Annotated in this window: 16 protein-coding genes; 3 read left to right on the forward strand and 13 right to left on the reverse strand. The window is 66.6% G+C overall.

Annotated elements, in window-relative coordinates:
- Positions 1-4: 4 nt before the first annotated feature.
- The 11 genes from CMO28_RS00290 to CMO28_RS00340 all read right to left on the reverse strand — a co-directional run bounded on the left by CMO28_RS00290 (position 5) and on the right by CMO28_RS00340 (position 15,325).
- On the reverse strand, positions 5-2,200 hold the full coding sequence (locus CMO28_RS00290) for an intermembrane phospholipid transport protein YdbH family protein (RefSeq protein WP_296707948.1): 2,196 nt from the start codon (positions 2,198-2,200) through the stop codon (positions 5-7).
- A gap of 105 nt (positions 2,201-2,305) precedes the next feature.
- Positions 2,306-3,163 carry a 3-hydroxyacyl-CoA dehydrogenase family protein gene (locus CMO28_RS00295; RefSeq protein WP_296707951.1) on the reverse strand — a complete coding sequence of 286 codons (858 nt, stop codon included), beginning with the start codon at positions 3,161-3,163 and terminating at the stop codon, positions 2,306-2,308.
- A gap of 60 nt (positions 3,164-3,223) precedes the next feature.
- A complete protein-coding gene (locus tag CMO28_RS00300; protein WP_296707953.1) occupies positions 3,224-5,035 on the reverse strand; it encodes an acyl-CoA dehydrogenase in 1,812 nt (603 codons plus the stop codon).
- A gap of 160 nt (positions 5,036-5,195) precedes the next feature.
- Positions 5,196-6,344: an acyl-CoA dehydrogenase family protein gene (locus CMO28_RS00305; protein WP_296707954.1), complete on the reverse strand. Its 1,149-nt coding sequence runs from the start codon at positions 6,342-6,344 to the stop codon at positions 5,196-5,198.
- Between the two features lie 29 nt (positions 6,345-6,373).
- Positions 6,374-7,570 carry an acyl-CoA dehydrogenase family protein gene (locus CMO28_RS00310; protein ID WP_062769253.1) on the reverse strand — a complete coding sequence of 399 codons (1,197 nt, stop codon included), beginning with the start codon at positions 7,568-7,570 and terminating at the stop codon, positions 6,374-6,376.
- Between the two features lie 238 nt (positions 7,571-7,808).
- Positions 7,809-9,908, reverse strand: a complete 2,100-nt coding sequence (locus CMO28_RS00315; protein WP_062769256.1) for a 3-hydroxyacyl-CoA dehydrogenase NAD-binding domain-containing protein — start codon at positions 9,906-9,908, stop codon at positions 7,809-7,811.
- A 173-nt stretch (positions 9,909-10,081) separates the two neighbouring features.
- Complete coding sequence (locus CMO28_RS00320) at positions 10,082-10,777, reverse strand: ABC transporter ATP-binding protein (protein WP_062769489.1); 696 nt, start codon at positions 10,775-10,777, stop codon at positions 10,082-10,084.
- 5 nt (positions 10,778-10,782) lie between these two features.
- Positions 10,783-11,535 (reverse strand): ABC transporter ATP-binding protein, encoded by a 753-nt coding sequence (locus tag CMO28_RS00325; RefSeq protein WP_296707963.1) that lies wholly within the window; start codon positions 11,533-11,535, stop codon positions 10,783-10,785.
- Positions 11,535-12,854, reverse strand: a complete 1,320-nt coding sequence (locus CMO28_RS00330) for a branched-chain amino acid ABC transporter permease (protein WP_296707968.1) — start codon at positions 12,852-12,854, stop codon at positions 11,535-11,537. The genes CMO28_RS00325 and CMO28_RS00330 overlap by 1 nt, the downstream gene beginning before the upstream one ends.
- A complete protein-coding gene (locus tag CMO28_RS00335) occupies positions 12,851-13,801 on the reverse strand; it encodes a branched-chain amino acid ABC transporter permease (protein WP_296707971.1) in 951 nt (316 codons plus the stop codon). The genes CMO28_RS00330 and CMO28_RS00335 overlap by 4 nt, the downstream gene beginning before the upstream one ends.
- A 258-nt stretch (positions 13,802-14,059) precedes the next feature.
- Positions 14,060-15,325, reverse strand: a complete 1,266-nt coding sequence (locus CMO28_RS00340) for a branched-chain amino acid ABC transporter substrate-binding protein (protein WP_197465288.1) — start codon at positions 15,323-15,325, stop codon at positions 14,060-14,062.
- Positions 15,326-15,699: 374 nt separating this feature from the next.
- Here CMO28_RS00340 and CMO28_RS00345 point away from each other — a divergent pair, with 374 nt between their 5' ends.
- Positions 15,700-16,161: a MaoC family dehydratase gene (locus CMO28_RS00345; RefSeq protein ID WP_014744157.1), complete on the forward strand. Its 462-nt coding sequence runs from the start codon at positions 15,700-15,702 to the stop codon at positions 16,159-16,161.
- A 48-nt stretch (positions 16,162-16,209) separates the two neighbouring features.
- Here CMO28_RS00345 and CMO28_RS00350 read toward each other — a convergent pair whose 3' ends face one another.
- Entirely contained in the window at positions 16,210-17,865 is a 1,656-nt protein-coding gene (locus CMO28_RS00350) for a 3-(methylthio)propionyl-CoA ligase (protein WP_296707976.1), read from the reverse strand.
- A 227-nt stretch (positions 17,866-18,092) separates the two neighbouring features.
- The gene (gene surE / locus CMO28_RS00355; RefSeq protein WP_296707979.1) at positions 18,093-18,899 is read right to left on the reverse strand and encodes a 5'/3'-nucleotidase SurE; all 807 of its coding nucleotides are present in this window, start codon (positions 18,897-18,899) and stop codon (positions 18,093-18,095) included.
- Between the two features lie 168 nt (positions 18,900-19,067).
- On the opposite strand from surE, the gene CMO28_RS00360 reads away from it, so the two are divergent.
- Both CMO28_RS00360 and CMO28_RS00365 read left to right on the forward strand, forming a co-directional pair.
- Positions 19,068-19,844, forward strand: coding sequence for a glucose 1-dehydrogenase (locus tag CMO28_RS00360; protein WP_296707981.1), 777 nt, complete (start codon positions 19,068-19,070; stop codon positions 19,842-19,844).
- A gap of 79 nt (positions 19,845-19,923) precedes the next feature.
- On the forward strand, positions 19,924-20,700 hold the full coding sequence (locus tag CMO28_RS00365; RefSeq protein WP_062769280.1) for an SDR family NAD(P)-dependent oxidoreductase: 777 nt from the start codon (positions 19,924-19,926) through the stop codon (positions 20,698-20,700).
- Positions 20,701-20,713 lie beyond the last annotated feature (13 nt).

Below are 20,713 nucleotides of genomic sequence, written 5' to 3' on the forward strand. Positions count from 1 at the left end.
GTCGCTATTCGGGCGACCGGCTCTTCATCCGCGACTGCTCTTTCACGAGGGACTGGCCGAAACCCTCCGCACCGGAATCGAACAGCCGCCCTTCGACGGAGAGCAGCTGGGCGAGCGGCCCGCGGACGTCGAGGTTGATCTCCATCGGATACCCGTCATACACCGCCGGGCTCGATCCCGCGAGCGACAATCCCGCGGTCAGCTCACCCTCCAGCGGGCCGTCGAGGGGGAGGCGCAGATGCCGCATGCGGAAGTCTTCCAGCGCACGCGCCAGCAGGTCGGCGCCTTCGCCCGCGCTGCCGGCCGCGGCCTCGGCCGTATCCGATGCCCAGCTCAGCCGGCCGGCCTGGCCGGTGAATTCGGCATGGTCGATGCGAATGCCCTCTTCCCCCAGAACCACCGGTACGAAGCCGGAAATGCGGCCATCGGCATTCAGCGCCGGTTCGTCGGCAAAGGCGGCGAGCAGGCCGAGTTCCAGGTTCTCGGCCCGCAGGATCACCCGCCGGTCGCCCGCGCCCAGCGGTACCCGTACCGGTTCCACCGACAAGCGGCCGCCGGCGAAGGGCCATTCCGCGTTGACGACATCGAAGGTGGTGGGGGTCAGGATCGCGGTCATCCGGCCGTCGGTCAGGGGCAGCCCCGCCTCGATCCGGCCGATGTCGAGCGTCTGCGGCCCGTCGGTGACCCAGGGATCGGGGCCCGTCAGCACCAGCTGGCCGGTCAGGCCCGAGATGGTCGCCGCCTCGGCGGTGAAGCCCGCATTGGCGAGGCTCGCCACCAGCCGCAGCCGCAGCGGGCCGCCGCCCCAGCGGATCGTGGCGGTGGCGGCCGTCTGGCCGGCGACACCGGTGACGATGCCGCCCGCCGCCGGCACCAGATCGGCCGGTTGCAGCCGCTCGCGCGCCCAGGTGACGGCGGGCAGTCTGACCAGGGCCGTGCCGCGCCCGCTGGCGGGGTCGTGGGAGAGGGTGATATCGGCCCGGGCCCGCTGCCGCGGATCATGCACCTCACCCGCCAGTTCGATGCCCTGGGCGGCAGCCCGGCCCGAGAGCGCGATGTCGAGGGGCGCGAAGCGCAGCGGCGTAGCGATGTCCGTCAGGCGGGCGGACAGCCGGCCGATGGTGACCACCGGATCCGGCGCATCCGGCGCTTCGATGCCGGCTTCGACCGTCAGCCCCGAAATCGCGAGATCGGCGGCCGGCAGCCGGAGATCCCCGTCCGACGCGGTCATCTGCAGGGGGCCGTCCAGCGGGTCGCCGGCCAGCGTGATGGTCGGCAGCCGGCCGGTCACTTCGTCCCCGTCGATCCGGGCCCCGGCGAGCACGCCCTGGACCGATCTGGCACCGTCGGTCAGGTCGAGCAGCGGCTGGCCTTCTACGGGGCAGAGCCGTCCCTCGCTCAGGCGAAGCGTTGTCTCTCCTGCGTCCAGGGTCAGGGCCGGGAGGTTGAGACAGTCGGCAAGGTCGATCCGCACGCCGCCATCGACCAGGCTGCGGGTCAGGGTGAAGGCGACCGGAACGGGCCGGTCGCGATCCACATGCCAGCCGGGGCCGCCGCCGGCCGGCGCCACATCGCCGCCCAGTTCGATGCGTTCGCGGCCGTCTGCACGCGACAGCCGGGCGGACAGGGCCAGATCGGCAGCGGCGTCGGTGGCACCGTCCGCCGTCGACCAAGCGAGCCGGCCGGTGAGGGTGATGTCCGGATCGGAGGACAGGCGGTCGGCGCCGGCGCTGCCCTGGAAGCGGAGCAGGGGCGTGCCGTCGGCTGCGAGCCAGGCTGCGTCGACATCGTCGATCGTGGCCCCGTCGACCGGCAGGGTCAGCGGAGCGGGCGTGGTCTCCTCCGCGGCGGAGGCAGGCTGAAGAAGCGGCGCGAAGGGCCCGGGCTGCCCGTCGACCAGCCGCAGCGTCAGACCGTCGATCCTGAGATCCGCCAGCCGGCCGTCGAGAAGCGCATCGAGTGTGAAGGCGAGGGTGATCCGGCGGGCATGGGCGCCCGAGGCCGCTGAACTGCCGTCGGCGGGGGCGCCGAGCGTCACGTCGTCCAGAACCAGTGCACCATCGGCGAAATGGCGATCGGCCACCGTTACCGGCCCGAGACCGCGGCGGGTGAGTGCATCTGCCGCGAGGTCGACGGCCAGGACCGGGCCATAGCGCCAGGCTCCGACGCCCAGAGCCGCAAGTGCGGCGATGGATGCCACGAGGATGATCGTCCCTCGCCGACCGGCCATCCCGTCTCCCCCGCGTGAACCCGTTCGCGGACAGTCTAGCCGATGTGTCCGGTCGCATCCATCCGCAGGTGCCCACTATGCTTTCGGATAGACCTTCCAGCCGCGCCCCGCCTTCCGCCCGACATGGCCGGCCGCCACTTTCTGCTTGAGCAACGAGGCCGGGCGGAAGCGCTCGCCATAGGCGTCGTGCATGATTTCCTGCGCCTGAAGGCTGAGGCTGTTGGTCACCACGTCCATCAGCTCGAACGGCCCCATGGGGTGACCCAGGCCCAGCCGGCAGGCCTTGTCGATGTCCTCCGGGGTGGCGACACCTTCCTCGACCAGCTTCACCGCTTCGATCAGGAAGGCGTGGAGCACACGGTTGACCGCGAAGCCGGGCACGTCCTTGACCCGGATCGGTTCCTTGCCGGCATCCCGGCAGAGATCCATCACCCGCGTGATCACCTCGTCGGTGGTGTCGAAGCCGGGGATCACCTCGACCAGCTTCATGCGGTGCACGGGCGAGAAGAAATGCGTGCCCAGGAACCGGGTCTGCCGACCGGCCGAGACCGCCGAGGCGAGCGTCGAGATCGGGATGGTCGAGGTGTTGCTGGCGATGATCGCCTCCGCCCCCAGAATGCCGTCGAGGCGGCGGAACACCGCCTGCTTGATCTCCTGATCCTCGAACACCGCCTCCACGACCAGTTCGCGATCGGCGAAGGCCTCAAGGCTTTCCGCCGCGCGAAGATGGCCGAGGGCGCGGCCCTTGTCGGTCTCCGAGAACAGCCCGCGGCCGATGCCGCGGTCGAGCACGCCCTCGAGTCGGCCGATCGCGGCCCGGGCCGCCTCGACATTCTGATCGGTCAGCAGCACGTCATTGCCGGCCAGCGCGAAGATCAGGGCGATCTCAGAGCCCATCATGCCGGCGCCGACGACGCCGATGCGGGTGGTCATGGTGGCGTTTCCTTCCGTGGAGCGTCTTCTTGTCGGTCGGTTTTCCGCGCCGCCGGCGCCTCAGAACGAGGCGTCGGCGGTGGCGAGCAGGGTGTCGTCCTTCGATTCCAGGATCCCGGCCCAGACCGCGGTCTTGGGCAGTTCCCAGACATAGAAGTACCGGGCGGCCGCGAATTTGCCGTCCAGGAAGGCCCGCTCCGCGTCATGCGGGGCCGCAGCTGCAAGCCGGGCGGCGGTGGTCGCCTGGCGCAGCCAGATCCAGGCCAGCACGGTATGGCCGAACTGGTGCAGATAGGCCGTGGCATTGGCGAGGAACAGCTCCACCTTGCCTTCCGCCCCCATCGGTACCAGGGTTTCGGTGGTCTTGCGCAGACGTGCGACCGCCTCTTCGAACCGGTCGGCCAGCCACAGCACCCGGTCGTCGCCCGAGGCGCGGGCCTCGGTGATCGCCTGGGCGTAGCGCTTGCCAAGCGCCTGCAGGGCGGCACCGTTCATCATCGTCACCTTGCGGCCCAGAAGGTCGATCGCCTGGATGCCGTTGGTGCCTTCATGGATCGGGTTCAGCCGGTTGTCGCGGTAATACTGCTCGACCTGGTATTCCCGGGTGAAGCCATAGCCGCCATGGATCTGAATGGCATGGACATTGGCTTCCAGGCAGTAATCCGACGGCCAGGCCTTGGCGATCGGGGTCAGGATGTCGAGCAGCAGCTGCGCCTCGGCGCGGGCGGCCTCGGTCTCGCCGGTTTCCTGTTCATCGACCAGCCGGGCGCAGCTGAGGGTGAGCGCCAGCCCGCCTTCGACCGCGGCCTTCTGGGCCAGCAGCATGCGCTTCACATCGGCATGATTGACGATCGGCACCTGCGGGCTGGCGGGGTCCTTGTCGGTGGGCAGTCGTCCCTGCGGGCGGTTGCGGGCATAGTCCAGCGAGTGGAGATAGCCGGCATAGCCCAGCATCACGGCGCAGCGGCCGACGCCGATCCGCGCCTCGTTCATCATCTGGAACATGTAGCTGAGGCCCTTGTGGGGCTCGCCCACCAGATAGCCGACCGCGCCGCCGTTCTCGCCGAAATTCAGCATGGTGGAGGTGGTGCCGCGCCAGCCCATCTTGTGGATCAGCCCGCCCAGCGCCACGTCGTTGCGTGCGCCCAGGCTGCCGTCCTCGTTGACCAGCACCTTGGGCACGATGAACAGCGAGATGCCCTTCACGCCCGCCGGCGCGCCCTCGATCCGGGCCAGCACCATGTGGATGATGTTCTCGGACAGCTCGTGATCGCCGGCCGAGATGAAGATCTTGTTGCCGGTGATCCTGTAGGTGCCGTCGTCCTGCGGCACGGCGCGGGTGCGGACGTCGGCCAGGCCCGATCCGGCCTGGGGCTCGGTCAGGGCCATGGTGCCGAAGAAGCGCCCGGCCAGCATCGGCCGCAGATAGCGTTCGCGCTGCGCGTCGGAGCCGAAGCTCTTGATCAGGTTCGAGGCGCCGATGGTCAGGAAAGTGTAGGAAGCGGTGGCGACGTTGGCGCCGTCGAACAGGGCATAGCAGGCATGGGCGACGGTGGTGGGCAGCTGCATGCCGCCCCATTCCTCTTCCTGTCCCGCCGCCAGCAATCCGGCCTCGATGAACTGATCGACGGCGGCCTTCACCTCGGGGATCATCACCACCCGGCCGTTCTCGAAGCGCGGCTCGTTGGTGTCGTTCTTGCGCAGATGCGGCAGGTAGTGATCGGTCGCGATCTTCATCGACAGGTCGATCGCCGCATCGAAGGTGTCGCGGCTATGGTCGGCGAAGCGCGGCCGGGTGGTCAGGCTTTCGACGTCGAGCATGTCGTAGAGCATGAAGTCGAGGTCGCGCCGGTTGATGATCTTCGAGTCCATGAGCCTCGATCCTCCCTGGAGATCTTGGAAATTCAGGCCCGCAGTCGAGGCAAGGGACATGCAGACCAAATGTTCGGTCGGTGCGGATGGCCACGAAAAAGGGGACGGCGCCGCAAGCGGCCGCCGCCCCCTTTTGAGGTCCGGTTCCTGGGGAATCCGGTCAGGCGGCGCGACGGATCATCGCCACCATGCGGTCGAGATGGTGATCGTGATCGCCGAACTCGCCCTCGATCATGGTCAGCCGCTTGAAGTAGTGGCCGGCGGCATATTCCTCGGTCATGCCGATGCCGCCATGCAGCTGGATCGCGGCCTGGCCGACCAGACGGCCCGAGCGCGAGGTATGCGCCTTGCAGGCCGCGGCCGCACGGGCGCGGGCAGTGGCATCATCCTCTTCGGCCAGGGCCATGGCGGCGGCATAGGCCAGAGAGCGGCTCTGCTCCATGTGGTTCATCATGTCGACCGCGGCGTGCTGCAGCACCTGGAAGTTCGCGATCGCCACACCGAACTGCTCGCGGGTCTTCAGGTAGTCGACCGTCAGCATGTGCAGCGCCTTCATGGCGCCGACCGCCTCGGCCGAAACCGCCACCGCACCATGGTCGAGCAGGTCGGAGAGCAGGGCGGCCCCGCCGTCGACCTCGCCCAGAACCGCCTCGGGGCCGACCTGGACGCCTTCGAAAGTGACGTCGGCCGCCCGGCCGCCATCGACGGTCATGTAGGATTTGAGCGACACGCCCGCGGCCCCGGCATCGACCAGGAACAGGGTGATGCCCTGGGCATCACGCTCGCCACCCGCGGTGCGGGCGCTGACGATCAGCTTGTCGGCATGCTGGGCGTTGCGCACCACCGCCTTGACGCCCGAGAGGGTGAAGCCCTCGCCTGAACGCTCGGCGCGGGTGGTGACCCGGGTGCGGGCATAGCGGCCGCGCGGCTCGTAATGGGCGAAGCCGAATTTGAGCGCGCCTTCCGCGACCTGGCCGAGCAGGGCATCGCGCACGTCGCCCTTGGCGCCGGCCGTCAGGGCGCGCACGCCCAGCACCGCCGTCGGCATGAAGGGCTCGAGCACCAGGCCCGCGCCCAGCTTTTCCAGGATGAGGGCCGCATCGACCATGCTGCCGCCGATGCCGCCCTGGTCTTCAGGCACCATCACCGCCAGCAGGCCCATTTCGGCGAGCGTGCCCCAGTTCTTCGCCGAGATGCCGTCCTCGCTCTCGGCCAGCTTGCGGCGCGCGTCGAAGGGGTATTCGTTGCGCACGAAGCGCTCGACGCTCTCGACCAGGAGCTGCTGTTCGTCGCTGAGTGAGAAGTCCATGAAACTCGGATCCTTGTCCCGGTCGTGCGTCAGAGGCCCAGGAAGGCCTTGGCGATGATGTTCTTCTGGATCTCGTTCGAGCCGCCGTAGATCGAGCTCTTGCGCCAGTTGAGGTAGTAGGGCGCGGCCAGATTGGCCTCGAGGCTCGAGATCGGCTCGCCGTTCCAGCCGGGATGCTGGCTCTCGGGCAGATAGGGCTGCGCGTAGGGGCCGACGGCTTCGAGCAGCAGCTCGGTGATCGCCTGCTGGATCTCGGTGCCCTTGATCTTGAGCAGCGAGGATTCAGGGCCCGGACGGCCGCTCTTCGAGGTGGTGATCATGCGCATGACGGTCGCATCCAGCGCCATCAGCTCGATCTCGACCGCGGCCAGCCGCTCCATGAAGCGGGCATTCTCGATCAGCGGGCGGCCTTCGTCGTCCACTTCCTTCGCGGCCAGTGCCTTCAGCTTGCGCAGCTGGTGGCGCGAGCGGCCGACGCCGGCAATGCCGGTGCGCTCGTGGCTCAGCAGGAATTTGGCATAGGTCCAGCCCTTGCCTTCCTCGCCGACCAGGTTTTCGACCGGGACGCGGACGTCCTCGAAGAAGACCTGGTTGACCTCGTGGCCGCCATCGATGGTGATGATCGGGGTGACCGAGATGCCCGGGGTCTTCATGTCGATCAGCAGGAAGGAGATGCCCTCCTGCTTCTTGACCGTGCTGTCGGTGCGCACCAGGCAGAAGATCCAGTCGGCATACTGGCCGAGCGTGGTCCAGATCTTCGAGCCGTTGACGACATATTCGTCGCCGTCACGCACCGCGCGGGTCTTGAGCGAGGCGAGGTCGGAGCCCGAGCCCGGCTCGGAGAAGCCCTGGCACCAGAAATCTTCCGACGACAGGATGCGCGGCAGGAAATGGTCCTTCTGGGCCTGGTTGGCGAAGGTGTAGAGCACCGGGCCGACCATGCTGAAGGCGAAGGCGATCGGCGGCGGCGCGCCGGCGGCGTTCATCTCCTGGTCGAAGATGTACCGCTTGATCGGATCCCAGCCGGTGCCGCCATATTCCTTCGGCCAGGCCGGGGCGATCCAGCCCTTGTTGTAGAGGATCTTCTGCCAGCGGACGAAATCTTCCTTCGGCAGATGGATGCTGCGCTCGAAGCGCGCCTTGATGTCCTCCGGCAACGACGTCCGCATGAACTCGCGGACCTCCTCGCGGAACGCCTGATCTTCGGCGCTGAGGGTAAGCTTCATCGCGCCCCTGCTCCCTGAAATCTGCGGGGTCCCCGGACCCCTGGTTCAGGACCGTCCCCCCCTCAAGGTCGATCCGTCTTTGAAACATACGACTGTTTTACGCCGAGGCCAGTGAAAACCGCGAGATCGGGACATTTCGTCGATACGTCCCATTGCGGCAGAGGGGAAAGCGTCACGGCCCGGCTGCAGATCATGGACGACCGGCCGCCCCGTAAAACGTGGCGGCCGGTCTGCCGGATCACCGGCTGCGGTCGTAGTCGGCGAAGGACTTGCCCTCGGCGACCAGGGTCTCGATCAGCTTCGCCGGCTTCCAGCGATCGTCGAGATCGGCATGGAACTGCCTGATGTCGGCCAGAACCTTGTCGAGGCCGATCAGGTCGGCCTGGAACATCGGGCCGCCGCGCCAGGCCGGGAAGCCATAGCCGAAGCAGTAGATCACGTCGATATCGCTCGCCCGGATCGCCATGCCCTCTTCAAGGCATTTGGCGCCTTCATTGATCAGGGCATAGAGCGAGCGCTTCAGGATCTCGTCTTCCGAAATCTCGCGGCGCTCGACGCCGGCGGCCTTCGAGGCCTCGACAATCAGCTGTTCGATCTTGGGATCGGTCACCGGCGTGCGGCTGCCGCCCTCATAGAGGTAGTAGCCGGCCTTGGTCTTCTGGCCGAAGCGGCCCATCTCGCAGATCTGGTCCGACACGGTCGGCCAGAACAGATCGTTGCGGCGGGTGGCCGCGCGGCGCTTGCGGATCCGCCAGCTGACATCCAGACCGGCCATGTCGCCCATGGTGAACGGGCCCATCGCCAGGCCCCAGCGCTGCAGCACGCCGTCGACCTGGGCGGGCAGGGCGCCTTCGACCAGCATCAGCTCACCCTGCTGGACATAGGGCTCCAGCATGCGGTTGCCGACGAAGCCGTCGCAATTGCCGACCAGCACCGGCACCTTGCCGATGGTCTTGGCGAGCTTCATCGAGGTCGAGATGACCTGGTAGGAGGTCTTGGCGCCGCGCACCAGTTCCAGCAGCGGCATGACATTGGCCGGGCTGAAGAAATGGGTGCCGATGACGAATTCCGGCCGGGATGTCGTGGCCGCGATCTCGTCGATGTCGAGCGTCGAGGTGTTCGAGGCGAGCACCGCCCCCGGCTTGGCCACCGCGTCGAGGGTCGAGAAGACCTTCTTCTTGATGTCCATCTCCTCGAAGACCGCCTCGATGATGATGTCGGCGTCCTTGAGGGCGTCGTAGTCGAGCACGCCTTCGATCAGGCCCATGCGCTTGTCCATGGCGTCCTGGGTCAGGCGGCCCTTGGAGACGGTCGCGGCATAGTTGGCGCGGATGATGCCGAGCCCGCGCTCCAGCGCCTCGGCGGTCATCTCCAGCACCTTCACCGGGATGCCGGCATTGGCGAAGTTCATCGCGATGCCGCCGCCCATGGTGCCGGCGCCGATGATCGCGGCCTGGCGGATCGGCAGGGTCGGGGTGTCGCCCGGCACGTCGGGGATCTTCAGTGCCTCGCGCTCGGCGAAGAAGATGTGGCGCAGCGCCTTCGACTGGTCAGACGCCATCAGCCCGCCGAAGATCTCGCGCTCATTCTTCAGCCCCTCGTCGAAGGGCAGGGTGACGGCGCCGGCGACGGCGTCGAAGCAGCCCACCGGCGACATCTGGCCGCGGGCGGCCTTGACCACCTGCTTGCGGATCTCGGGCAGCTTCGCCGCGTCGAAGGCCTTCACCTTCTCGTCCATGTCGCGCACCCGGCGCAGCGGCGCACCGTCTTCGACCAGCTTGCGGGCGAAGGCGACGGCGCCGGGGACCAGCTCGTCGACCACGGCATCGATGATGCCGAGCTGGAGCGCCTTGCCGGCCGGCACGAACTTGCCGGTGGTGATCATGTCGATGGCGGCTTCCACACCCGCCACGCGCGGCAGGCGCTGGGTGCCGCCGGCGCCGGGCAGGATGCCGAGCTTCACCTCGGGCAGGCCCACCTTGCCCTGGGCGACGGCGACGCGATAGTGGCAGCCGAGCGCCACTTCCAGGCCGCCGCCGAGGGCGGTGCCGTGGATCGCGGCCACGACCGGCTTGGTCGCATTCTCGTAGGTCGAGATCACGCCGTTGAGATCGGGCTCGGCCAGGGGCTTGCCGAATTCGCGGATGTCGGCACCGGCGATGAAGGTGCGGCCCGCGCCGACCAGAACCAGCGCCTTCGCCTCGTCATCGGCCAGGCCTTCGGCGAGGCAGTCGAGCAGCCCCTGCCGGACATGCTGGCTGAGGGCGTTGACCGGCGGGTTGTCGACCGTGATGACGCCGACATCGCCCTGGCGTTCGTAGCGGACACTCGTGCTCATGAAACTGGTCACCTCGACTGTCGGATCCGGCATCTGCCCGGGGAGGGAGCGCTTTGCGCGGCCGGATGCGGGTTTTGGACCGGACGACGCGGCCGTCACCGGAAGGCCGGCGCCGGCCGCGTCGTGAATGTGCCGGGCCTGTGGCCCGGGCGTGTATCAGACGACGCCCCGCGTCAGACCTCCAGCCATTCCTTGCGCACGGCCTCGTCTTTTGCCAGGGCATCCGGCGTGCCCTCGTAGACGATATGGCCATGGCCCATGACATAGAGGCGCTGCGAGATGCGCAGCGCGATCGTCAGCTTCTGTTCGACCAGCAGCACGCTGACGCCACGCCGGGCGATTTCCGACAGCAGATCACCCACCTGTTCGGTGATCTTGGGCGCAAGCCCCTCGGTCGGCTCGTCGACCATGATCAGGTCGGGATCGCCGAGCAGGGTGCGGCACATGGTCAGCATCTGCTGTTCGCCGCCCGAAAGCACGCCGGCCAGGGTATCGGCACGTTCCTGGAGGCGCGGGAACAGCTTGTACATGTCGTCGACCGACCAGCGACCCTGCTTGCGGGTGCTCTTCTGGCCGAGCAGCAGGTTCTGGCGCACGGTCAGGGTCGGGAAGATCGACCGGTCTTCCGGCACATAGCCCAGCCCCTGATGGGCGATCTCGTGCGGGGTCATGCCGGCGATGTTGCGGCCGCGATAGTTCACGGTGCCCTGCGGCGGCACCAGCCCCATGATCGCCTTGATGGTGGTCGACCGGCCGACGCCGTTCCGGCCGAGAAGGCTGACGATCTCGCCCTCCTTCACGTCGAAGCTCACCCCTTGCAGGATGTGGCTCTTGCCGTAATAGGCGTGCAGGTCGCGGACGTCGAGCATCGTGGTCATGCGGCTTCCTCGCCGAGATAGGCCTGCTGCACGGCGCGGTTCTTGCGGATGTCCTGGGGCGTGTCGGTGGCGATCACCTCGCCATAGACCAGCACCGAGATGCGGTCGGCCAGGCCGAAGACCACGCCCATGTCGTGCTCCACCATGACCAGGGTCTTGCCCACGGTCACATCGCGGATCAGCTCCACCGCCTGTTCGGTCTCGGTATTGCTCATGCCCGCGGTCGGTTCGTCGAGCAGGATGACATCGGGGTCGCCCGCGATGGTCAGCCCGATCTCCAGCGCCCGCTGTTCGGCATAAGAGAGAAAGCCGGCAAGCACGTTGCGGCGCGACTGGAGATGGATGCGCTCCAGGATCCGCTCGGCATCCTCGTTCAGCTGGCGCTGCTTCGAGACCATCTGCCAGAACGAGTATTTGTAGCCGCGCGACCAGAGCAGCGAGCAGCGGAGATTCTCGAACACGCTCATCTTGGGAAAGATGTTCGTGACCTGGAAGCTGCGGCTGAGCCCGCGGCGGTTGATCTGCTGTGCGGGCAGGCCGCTGATCTCTTCGCCGTTGAGCTTGATCGAGCCCGAGGTGAGCGGGAAGCGGCCGCTGATCAGGTGAAACAGGGTCGATTTGCCGGCACCGTTGGGGCCGATGACGGCATGGCGATGCCCCTGCTGCACCTGAAGGTTCAGGCCGCGGATGATCTCGGTCGGGCCGAAGCTCTTGCGGAGATCGGTGAGTTCGAGTGCAAGCGTCGACATCACGCACCTCCCTGCTTGATCTCGGCCACCACGGCATCCCAGGCGCGGACGATGCCCCGGATCGCCAGACGGAAGAGGTAGCCGCCGATGACGGTGGCGGCGATCGCCAGTGCCCAGGGGATGGTCTCGTGAACCGAGACTTTCTGGCCGAACAGCTCCATCGGGATCGAGGCGTCGTAGGTGGTCGACATGTAGTAGTTCATCTCGATCAGGGCGACGAGACCCAGGCCCATGATCAGGAAGGTGACGAGACCGATGGCGTAGGGCACCACCAGCCGCCCCATCCGTCCCGCCTGCCAGACCGGCTGATGGGCCATGATGATGCCGGCGAGGCCCATGGGCGCGAACATCACCATCACCACGAACAGCAGGCCGAAATAGAGCTGCCAGGTTTCGGTGATCGACGACAGGCTGAGCTGCAGGACGGTGACCAGAATGGCGCCCAGGATCGGGCCGGCGAAGTTGCCGACACCACCGATGAAGGTCATCAGCAGCACCGAGCCCGAGGTGACCGCGCTGACATTCTCAGCCGTCACGATTTCATAGTTGATCGCGGTCAGGCCGCCGGCGATGCCGGCGAAGAAGCTGGCGAGCACGTACTGCACGAAGCGCACGATGCGCGGATCGTAGCCGACAAAACGCACCCGCTCTTCATTGTCGCGCACGGCATTGGCCATGCGGCCCAGCGGCGTGCGGGTCAGCAGGTACATGACGATGGTCGAGATCAGGCACCAGAAGGCGATCAGGTAGTAGACCTCGACCTGCGGGCCATATCCGAAGAACAGGCTGGTGTCGGTGACCCGGTTGCCGGAAATGCCGCTTTCGCCGCCGAACTGGTCGGGGAACATCGAGGTGCCGGCATAGACCAGTTCGCCGATGCCGAGCGAGATCATTGCGAAGGTGGTACCGGCACGGGCGGTGGAGATCCAGCCGAAGATCACGCCGAAGACCATGGCGCCGACGCCGCCGGCCAGCGGCAGCAGTTCCAGCGGCAGCGGGAAGCCGTCGGGCGAAATCTCGTTCAGCAGGTGGATGGCCGCGAAGCCGCCCAGACCGTAGAACACCGCATGGCCGAAGGACAGCATGCCCCCCTGGCCCAGCAGCATGTTGTAAGAGAGCGCGAAGATGATCGCGATGCCGATCTGGCTCAGCATCGAGCGCGAGAAGCCCGAGGTCATGAACTGGGGGGCGGCGATCATCACGATGATGGCGAAGATCCACAGCCCGTAGCGGGCCAGGAAGCCGGGGCCCCCGGGGCGGGCGCCGCCGCGCATCGCCGCGGCGGCGGTCTTGCCGGTGGGAAGGGTGCGGTCGGTCATGATTCGCGCGTCCCCATCAGGCCCTTCGGGCGGAAGATCAGCATCAGCACCAGCATCAGATAGGGCAGGATCGGCGCGGTCTGCGACACGGTGATCCGCGACAGCGTGCCGATGAAGCCATCGACGGGCACGGTGATCCCGATCGCGGCGAGGGTGCCGCCCAGCGACCAGTCGAGCGCCACCGCCAGCGTCTGGATGATGCCGATCAGCAGCGAGGCCACGAAGGCGCCGCCAAGCGAGCCCATGCCGCCGAACACCACCACGACGAAGATGATGGGGCCGAGCAGGAAGGCCATGCCGGGTTCGGTCACCAGGATCGGGCCGCCGATCACGCCGGCCAGCGCCGCGAGCGCCGTGCCGCCGCCGAACACCATCATGAACACCCGCGGCACGTTATGACCAAGTGCGGCGACCATGTCGGGATGGGTCAGCGCCGCCTGAATGATCAGGCCGATGCGGGTGCGGGTGATGGTGAGGAACAGGGCGACGAACATCATCACCGCGATCAGCAGGATGAAGGCGCGATAGGCCGGGAAGTTCGTGCCGAAGAGCGTGAAGAAGGTGAAGTTCAGATCCGTCGGCACCCCGTAATCCACCGGGATGCGGCCCCAGATCATGACCACGACCTCTTCGATCAGGAAGGCGAGGCCGAAGGTGAACAGCAGCTCGGCGACGTGACCGTATTTGTGGACACGCCTGAGGCCGTAGCGTTCGATCAGCATGCCGATGCCACCGACCAGCAGCGGGGCCAGGATCAGGGCGATCCAGAAGCCGGTAACCGTGCTGATCTGATAGGCGAAATACGCACCCAGCATGAAGAAGCTGGCATGCGCGAAATTGAGGACACCCATCATGCTGAAGATGAGCGTGAGCCCGCTCGACAGCATGAACAACAGCATGCCGAACAGCACGCCGTTGAGGAGGGAGAAGACGAGGATTTCCAGCATCTCGCCCTTCGTCATTGCGAGGTGTGGCGCGGCCGGCGTCGGCCAGCGCGTCGATGGCGCGCGGTCGGGGCCGGTACGAGGCCGCCCCGGGATCGGGTCGCCGTCCCGGGAGTCGCGGTCCCGGGGATGGGCATCCCGGCGTCCGGTGTCTGGCGATTCCCGGCCTGCCATCTGTCCCGCGGGCGGGGACCGGGCGAACGGATGGCGGGCGGGGATATCGGCGGGCCTGAGGGATCACCTCCGGCCCGCCGGGCGACGTCAGCTCGGGCGCTGCATCTTGCAGGTGGTCGCCGTCTCGGTGGCCGGACCGTCGATCTTGGCGTCGGTCTTCCAGCCGAGACCGGTGTGCTCGGTGTCGTACTTCACGCCCTTCACGAAGGTCGAAATGAAGAGCGGCTGGGCGAGCTGGTGGTCGTCGGCGCGCATGGTCACGGGGCCCATGGCGGTCTGGTAAGTCATGCCTTCCAGCGCCTTGGCGACATCGACCGGCTTGTCGCTCTTGGCCTCGTTCATGGCTTCCTGGAGCATGCCGAGCATGGTCCGGATGCGACCGTAATAGAAGTCGAGGTCATACTTCTGCAGGAAGCCGACATAGGCGTCCTCCAGAACCTTGCCCTGTTCCGACGGGGTCTCGACCGGCAGGTTTGCATGCCACTCGGTGACCTGCTTCACCTTGCCCTCACCAGCCGGGCCGATCGCGGTCGGCGCGCCCAGGCCGCCGCCGTAGTAGGTGTAGTACTGGACATTCAGGCCGGCCGAGGCGCTCGCCTTGACCAGCAGGGCCAGATCTGCGCCCCAGTTGCCGGTGATCACGGTATCGGCGCCCGATGCCTTGATCTTCGAGATATAGGGCGAGAAGTCTTTCACCTTGCCGACCGGGTGCAGGTCGTCGCCGACGATCTCGATGTCGGGACGCTTCTCATTGAGAAGCTTGCGGGCGATCTTCGACACGGCCTGGCCGTGCGAGTAGTCCATATTGACCAGATAGACCTTTTTGATCTCCGGCTGGTCCTTGATGTAGTTCGTGATGGCTTCCAGCTTCATGTCGCTGTTGGCGTCGAAGCGGAAATGCCAGAAATTGCAGGCGTCGTTGGTCAGCGCCGGATCGACCGCCGCATAGTTCAGGTAGAGCACCCGGTTGTCGGGGTTGCGCTCGTTATGCTTGGCGACAGCCTCGCTCAGGGCCGCGCCGACATGGCTGCCGTTGCCCTGGGTGATGAAATGGGCGCCCTGGTCGATCGCGCTCTTCAGCGCCACCAGGCTGTCCTTCGGGCTCGACTTGTTGTCGATGGCGATCAACTCGAGCTTCTTGCCGTTGAAGCCGCCATGCTCGTTGAAATAGTCGATGAAGTACGAGAAGTGCTTCGCACCGGCGTCACCGACATTCGCGAACGGACCCGACAGCGGGTCGATATACGCGATCTTGATCGTGTCGTCGGCGTAAGCGGCACCGGCCATGCCGAAAGCGGCCACAGCAAGCGCGATCGCGCTGGTCATGGCGGTCAGAGTGGTCTTGGGCGTCAACGCAGCCTCCCTTGGCATCCTACGTCGTTGCGTAGCGGCACATCTGCCGGCGCGGACACGGGCGCCCTCCCGGGGGCGCGCGCCGCCATCGGCGGTGCCTGTTCCTGACGGATGCCCGTTCCTGTCGAACCGGCATCCAGACCGGCCTTTACCTGGCCGGTATGTTGTTGGCGGTGCGGCCTCTCAGGGCCTTGCACCACAATTGCTTATAACCTAATCGATCCTGGGCTTCAAAAACAGCGAAATATCATTTCGCAGTGCAGAATTCAGAGCAAACTCTTTGAAAAACCGTTGGGGTGGTCATATAATTTCAGGTGGATGAACAGTATTTAAAATCCACCAAAAGGCGCAACCAAAGAGGAGGCCTTAAACTCATGCGCGTTATCAGCGGAGCGGAAGAGCTGAAGTCTGCCGTGGGATCCGAGCTGGGGGTCAGTGACTGGATTCTTGTCGATCAGGACCGGATCAACAAGTTTGCCGAGGCAACCGGTGATTTCCAGTGGATTCATCTGGATGTCGAGCGTGCCGCCCGTGAAACCCCGTGGAAATCCACCATCGCCCATGGCTATCTGACCCTGTCGCTGGTTCCGATGATCATGGCCGGCATCTGGAAGATCGAAGGCGTTGCCTCCTCGATCAATTACGGCTCCAACAAGGTCCGCTTCACGGCGCCGGTTCCGGCTGGCAGCCGCGTGCGCGGCCGGGGCGTCCTGAAGGCGGTGGACGAGCAGGGGCCCGGCTCGCTGCGCCTGACGGTCGAGATCACGGTGGAGCGGGAAGGCCAGGAGCGGCCGGTCTGCGTCGCCGAGACCCTGTCGATCGTGAACTTCGCCTGATCGGCCACCCCCGGTCCGCAAAGGCGGGCCGGGGGTGTTCCGTGCCGGTCAGGCCGTGGGCAGTGCGTAGTCGCGGAAGGTCTGGCGGAGCTGTGCCTTCAGCACCTTGCCGGTGCCGCTATGGGGCAGTTCGTCGACCAGCACCATGTCGTCGGGCAGCCAGAGCTTCGCCACGCGGCTCGACAGCCAGGACAGGATTTCGTCCTTGGTGGGGGTCTCACCCGGCTTCGGCACCACGATCAGCAGCGGCCGTTCGTCCCATTTCGGATGGGTAACGCCGATCACCGCGGCCTCTGCCACCTTGGGATGGCCCATCACCGCATTTTCAAGGTCGATGGAGCTGATCCACTCGCCACCCGATTTGATCACGTCCTTCGCCCGGTCGACGATGCGCATATAGCCGTCGGGGTCGATGGTCGCGACGTCGCCGGTGCGGAACCAGCCTTCGTCGTCGAATGCCGAGGCATTGGCCTCGGCATTCTCGTAATAGCCGCTGGTGATCCAGGGGCCGGCGACCAGCAGTTCGCCGAAGGCCTTGCCGTCATGGGGCAGGCGGTTGCCCATCGGGTCGACGATCTTCATGTCGACCATGCAGATCATCCGGCCCTGAGAGGTCTTGAGCAGCCAGCGTTCGTCGGCCGGCTTCGCCTCGTCCGCCAGTTTCAGCGTGCCGACCGTGCCGATCGGGCTCATCTCGGTCATGCCCCAGGCATGGGCCACCGGCACGCCGAACTCTTCCTCGAAGGTCCGGATCATGGCGAGCGGCGCCGCCGAGCCGCCGATGATCAACTGCTTCAGCATGTCGAGCCGCTTGCCCGACTGGCGGAGATAGTTGATCAGGTTCAGCCAGACCGTCGGCACGCCCGCGGTGATCGTGACCTTCTCGGCCTCGAACATCTCGTGCAGGCCTTCGCCGTCCAGTCGCGGGCCGGGCATCACCAGCTTGGCGCCGAACATGGCGCAGGCATAGGGAATGCCCCAGGCGTTCACATGGAACAGCGGCACCACCGGCAGCACGCATTCGCGGCCCGAAATGCCGACGCCTTCGGCGGCACCCGCTGCCATGGCATGGAGCACGGTGGAGCGATGGCTGTACATCACACCCTTGGGCTTGCCGGTCGTGCCCGAGGTGTAGCAGAGCGACGATGCCGTGCGCTCGTCCAGCTCCGGCCAGTCATAGCTTTCGGGCTGGCCCTCGATCAGGTCTTCATAGCAGAGCGTCTCGAAGCCGGCCGGCGCGTCGGGCATATGCGCCCGGTCGGTCATCACCACCACGGCCTGCAGCCTGGGCAACTGGCCGGCAAGCCGGGCCACCAGCGGTACGAAGGTCGGGTCGACGAACAGAACCTTGTCCTCGGCATGGTTGAGGATATAGGCCATCTGGTCGGCGGCGAGGCGCGGGTTGATGGTGTGGCAGACCGCCCCCATCCCCGAAATCGCGAAATACAGCTCGAAATGCCGGTGGTTGTTCCAGGCCAGCGTCGCGACGCGGTCGCCGGGGTTCACCCCCAGCGAAACCAGGGCGTGGGCCAGCTTCTGCACCCGGGCATAGGCGTCGCCATAGCCGTAGCGGTGGATGGTGCCTTCGCAGTTGCGCGACACGATCTCGGTCGTGGCGTGGCAACGGGCTGCGTATTGCAGCAACGCAATGATGGACAGCGGCCTGTCCATCATCTGCCCCAGAAGCGGCAGAGGACGGGACATGATACGGATATTCCTCCCTAGCAGCAGCACGGCCGGCACCGCTTCGCACACCCCCGGCGTGCGGTGCCGTTTATCGTTGAGTGCCGGCTCTTGAGCGGCCGGTCGTCGTTATCGTGGCTGGTCTTGCGCGACAGGTCAAACGTTTGTCTCACGCATTTGTGCCCGTTTCGCACAAATGCCGGCGAACCGTGCGATCGCGTGCCGGCACGCCACCGGCGGCAGCAGGTTCAGCGATCGATCAGCCCCTGGGCGAGTGCGGCGAGCGGTGCGCGATCTCCGGCCCAGCTGCGATCCACGCCGAGCGGGGTTACCGACACATGGCGATCGCGCAGCGCCTGAATGTCGCAGTCTTCCGTCCGGTCCAGACCGGCGCGGTCGAAGCGCAGCCAGAGATCGGTGTCGCCATGGTGGTCGACGGTGGACTCGATGCGGATGCCGCCGATCATGCCGCGGCCCTGACGGGTCAGCCGGGCGCCGCGAACCTCGTCGGCGGCGCAGTCGGGGAAGTTGAGGCTGAGCGTGACATTCGCGGGCCATCCGGCCTGGATCAGGCGGCGGAGCATGCCCGGGGCAAGCGTCCGCGGCGTGTCCCAGGGAATGAAGGCCGGGTCGCGGAAGGTCTGGCTGAGGGCGATGGCCGGAATGCCCATCAGCTGGGCGGTGGTCGCCGCCCCCACCGTTCCCGAATAGATCACCTCTTCCGCCAGATTGGCGCCGCGATTGATGCCCGACAGCACCAGATCGGGTTTCGTATCGGGCATCAGATAGGACAGGGCGACCGCCACGCAATCGGCCGGCGTGCCGTCGACCCTGTATCGCCGGGGTCCCAGCTCGTGCACCCGCAGCGGACGGCGGATGGTGAGCGCCGTGGAGCCGCCGCTGCTGTCGCGGCTGGGGGCCACGACCCAGACCTCGGGCGCCAGCTCCCGCGCGATCTGCTCCAGCACCGCCAGGCCTTCGCCGTCGATGCCGTCGTCATTGGTCAGCAGGATGCGGGCGGGCATCCGGCGCGGGGCTGCGGTGGCAGAGGTCATCGTCGGCGGCATCCTCGGGCAGATCGAGACGGGTGGAGATGATGTCTCGTTCAAACGAACGTTTGACGTAGGCGATGAAACCGGAAACACTGCCCGAGATCAAGCGGGAAGGGGCCGCAGCGAGACCGGTCCCACCCGTCATGTCTTTCAGTGGAGGAGACCCCGGACATGGGCGGACGGCTGGCAGGGAAGGTGGTTCTGATCACGGGGGCCGCCGGCGGCCTTGGCCGGGCGATGGCCCATCTGTTCGCGGCCGAAGGGGCCCGGCTGATCCTGACCGATATGGGGGCCGACCGGCTGGAGGCGCTGAAGGCGGATCTGGCGGGCGATGGCCACGACCGGGTGATGGTGATGGAGCAGGACGTCACCGACGAGGCCCGCTGGGAAGAGGTGGTCGATGCCGGTGTCGCCGAATTCGGCCGGCTGGACGTGCTGATCAACAATGCCGGTATCGGTTATATGGCCGATCTGGAAGAGACCACGCTTGCCGAGTGGAAGCGCGTCCATGCGGTGAATTCGGAAGGCCCCTTCCTCGGCACCCGCAAGGCGATCAAGGTGATGAAGGGCACGGGCGGCGGCTCGATCGTCAACATCTCGTCGATCGCCGGCCTGATCGGTGCGGTAAACCTGGCGGCCTATTGCTCCAGCAAGGGGGCGGTGCGCCTGTTCACCAAGGCGGCGGCATTGCATTGTGCCCGGCGCGGCTACAACATCCGGGTGAACTCCATCCACCCGTCCTTTACCGAGACCCCGATGGTGCGCGACATGATCACCGCCGCGCGCAACCCGGACAAGATGGAGGCGGCGCTCTCCACCGCGGCACCGATGGGGCGCATGGGACGGCCGGAAGAGGTCGCCTATGCCGCACTCTATCTCGCCAGCGACGAGAGCAGCTTCGTGACCGGCACCGAGCTTGCGGTCGATGGTGGCAACACCGCCGCCTGATCGCGGTCCTTCGCAGCCAATCCAGCCGGCCCGCCCGAGAGGCCGGACCATGACAGATCCTGAGGGAGGTTCCCGACCCATGACCAATCCGATGTTCGACCTGACCGGCAAGGTCGCGGTCATCACCGGCTCCACCCGCGGCATCGGCAAGTCGATCGCCGAGCAGATGGCGGCCGCCGGTGCGAAGGTGGTGATCTCCAGCCGCAAGCCCGAGCCCTGCGCCGCGGTGCGGGCGGAACTGGTCGCCAAGGGCGCCGAGGCGATCGACGTTCCCTGCAACATCAGCAGCAAGGATGATTGCGAGAACCTGATCGCCGAGACCCGCAAGGCGTTCGGTCGGGTCGACATCCTGGTCGGCAACGCCGCCAGCAACCCCTATTACGGCCCGGCGGCGGAGATGCCCGACGAGGCCTTCGTCAAGATCATGTCGAACAACGTGCTCTCCAATCTCTGGCTCTGCAATCAGGTGGTGCCCGAGATGAAGGAGCGCCGCGACGGCGCCATCGTGCTGATCTCGTCGATCGCCGCCATCCGCGGCACGCCGGTGCTGGGCGCCTATGCCGCGTCGAAGGCCGCCGAGGCGCAGATGGTGCGCAACCTCGCGATCGAATACGGGCCGCACAACATCCGCATCAACGCCATCGCCCCGGGCCTGATCAAGACCGATTTCGCCCGCGCGCTCTGGGAGAACCCCAAGATGCGCGAGAAGGTCGAGAAGTCGGCCCCGCTGCACCGGATCGGCGAGCCCGAGGATATCGGCGGCGCCGCCGTGTTCCTGGCGTCGAACGCCGCCCGCTTCATCACCGGCCAGCTGCTGGTGATCGACGGCGGTGTCACCGTCGGCGATACGCTCTGAGCGGGCGGACCCA

Source organism: Tistrella sp. (assembly GCF_002684955.1).
Lineage (GTDB): Bacteria > Pseudomonadota > Alphaproteobacteria > Tistrellales > Tistrellaceae > Tistrella > Tistrella mobilis.

What these genes read in the sequence shown, in the direction of transcription:
- CMO28_RS00295 (WP_296707951.1), bottom strand. Translation starts at nt 3,163, where the DNA reads ATGACCACCCGCATCGGCGTCGTCGGCGCCGGCATGATGGGCTCTGAG.
- CMO28_RS00300 (WP_296707953.1), bottom strand. Translation starts at nt 5,035, where the DNA reads ATGGACTCGAAGATCATCAACCGGCGCGACCTCGACTTCATGCTCTAC.
- CMO28_RS00305 (WP_296707954.1), bottom strand. Translation starts at nt 6,344, where the DNA reads ATGGACTTCTCACTCAGCGACGAACAGCAGCTCCTGGTCGAGAGCGTC.
- CMO28_RS00310 (WP_062769253.1), bottom strand. Translation starts at nt 7,570, where the DNA reads ATGAAGCTTACCCTCAGCGCCGAAGATCAGGCGTTCCGCGAGGAGGTC.
- CMO28_RS00315 (WP_062769256.1), bottom strand. Translation starts at nt 9,908, where the DNA reads ATGAGCACGAGTGTCCGCTACGAACGCCAGGGCGATGTCGGCGTCATC.
- CMO28_RS00320 (WP_062769489.1), bottom strand. Translation starts at nt 10,777, where the DNA reads ATGCTCGACGTCCGCGACCTGCACGCCTATTACGGCAAGAGCCACATC.
- CMO28_RS00325 (WP_296707963.1), bottom strand. Translation starts at nt 11,535, where the DNA reads ATGTCGACGCTTGCACTCGAACTCACCGATCTCCGCAAGAGCTTCGGC.
- CMO28_RS00330 (WP_296707968.1), bottom strand. Translation starts at nt 12,854, where the DNA reads ATGACCGACCGCACCCTTCCCACCGGCAAGACCGCCGCCGCGGCGATG.
- CMO28_RS00335 (WP_296707971.1), bottom strand. Translation starts at nt 13,801, where the DNA reads ATGCTGGAAATCCTCGTCTTCTCCCTCCTCAACGGCGTGCTGTTCGGC.
- CMO28_RS00345 (WP_014744157.1), top strand. Translation starts at nt 15,700, where the DNA reads ATGCGCGTTATCAGCGGAGCGGAAGAGCTGAAGTCTGCCGTGGGATCC.
- CMO28_RS00350 (WP_296707976.1), bottom strand. Translation starts at nt 17,865, where the DNA reads ATGTCCCGTCCTCTGCCGCTTCTGGGGCAGATGATGGACAGGCCGCTG.
- surE (WP_296707979.1), bottom strand. Translation starts at nt 18,899, where the DNA reads ATGACCTCTGCCACCGCAGCCCCGCGCCGGATGCCCGCCCGCATCCTG.
- CMO28_RS00360 (WP_296707981.1), top strand. Translation starts at nt 19,068, where the DNA reads ATGGGCGGACGGCTGGCAGGGAAGGTGGTTCTGATCACGGGGGCCGCC.
- CMO28_RS00365 (WP_062769280.1), top strand. Translation starts at nt 19,924, where the DNA reads ATGACCAATCCGATGTTCGACCTGACCGGCAAGGTCGCGGTCATCACC.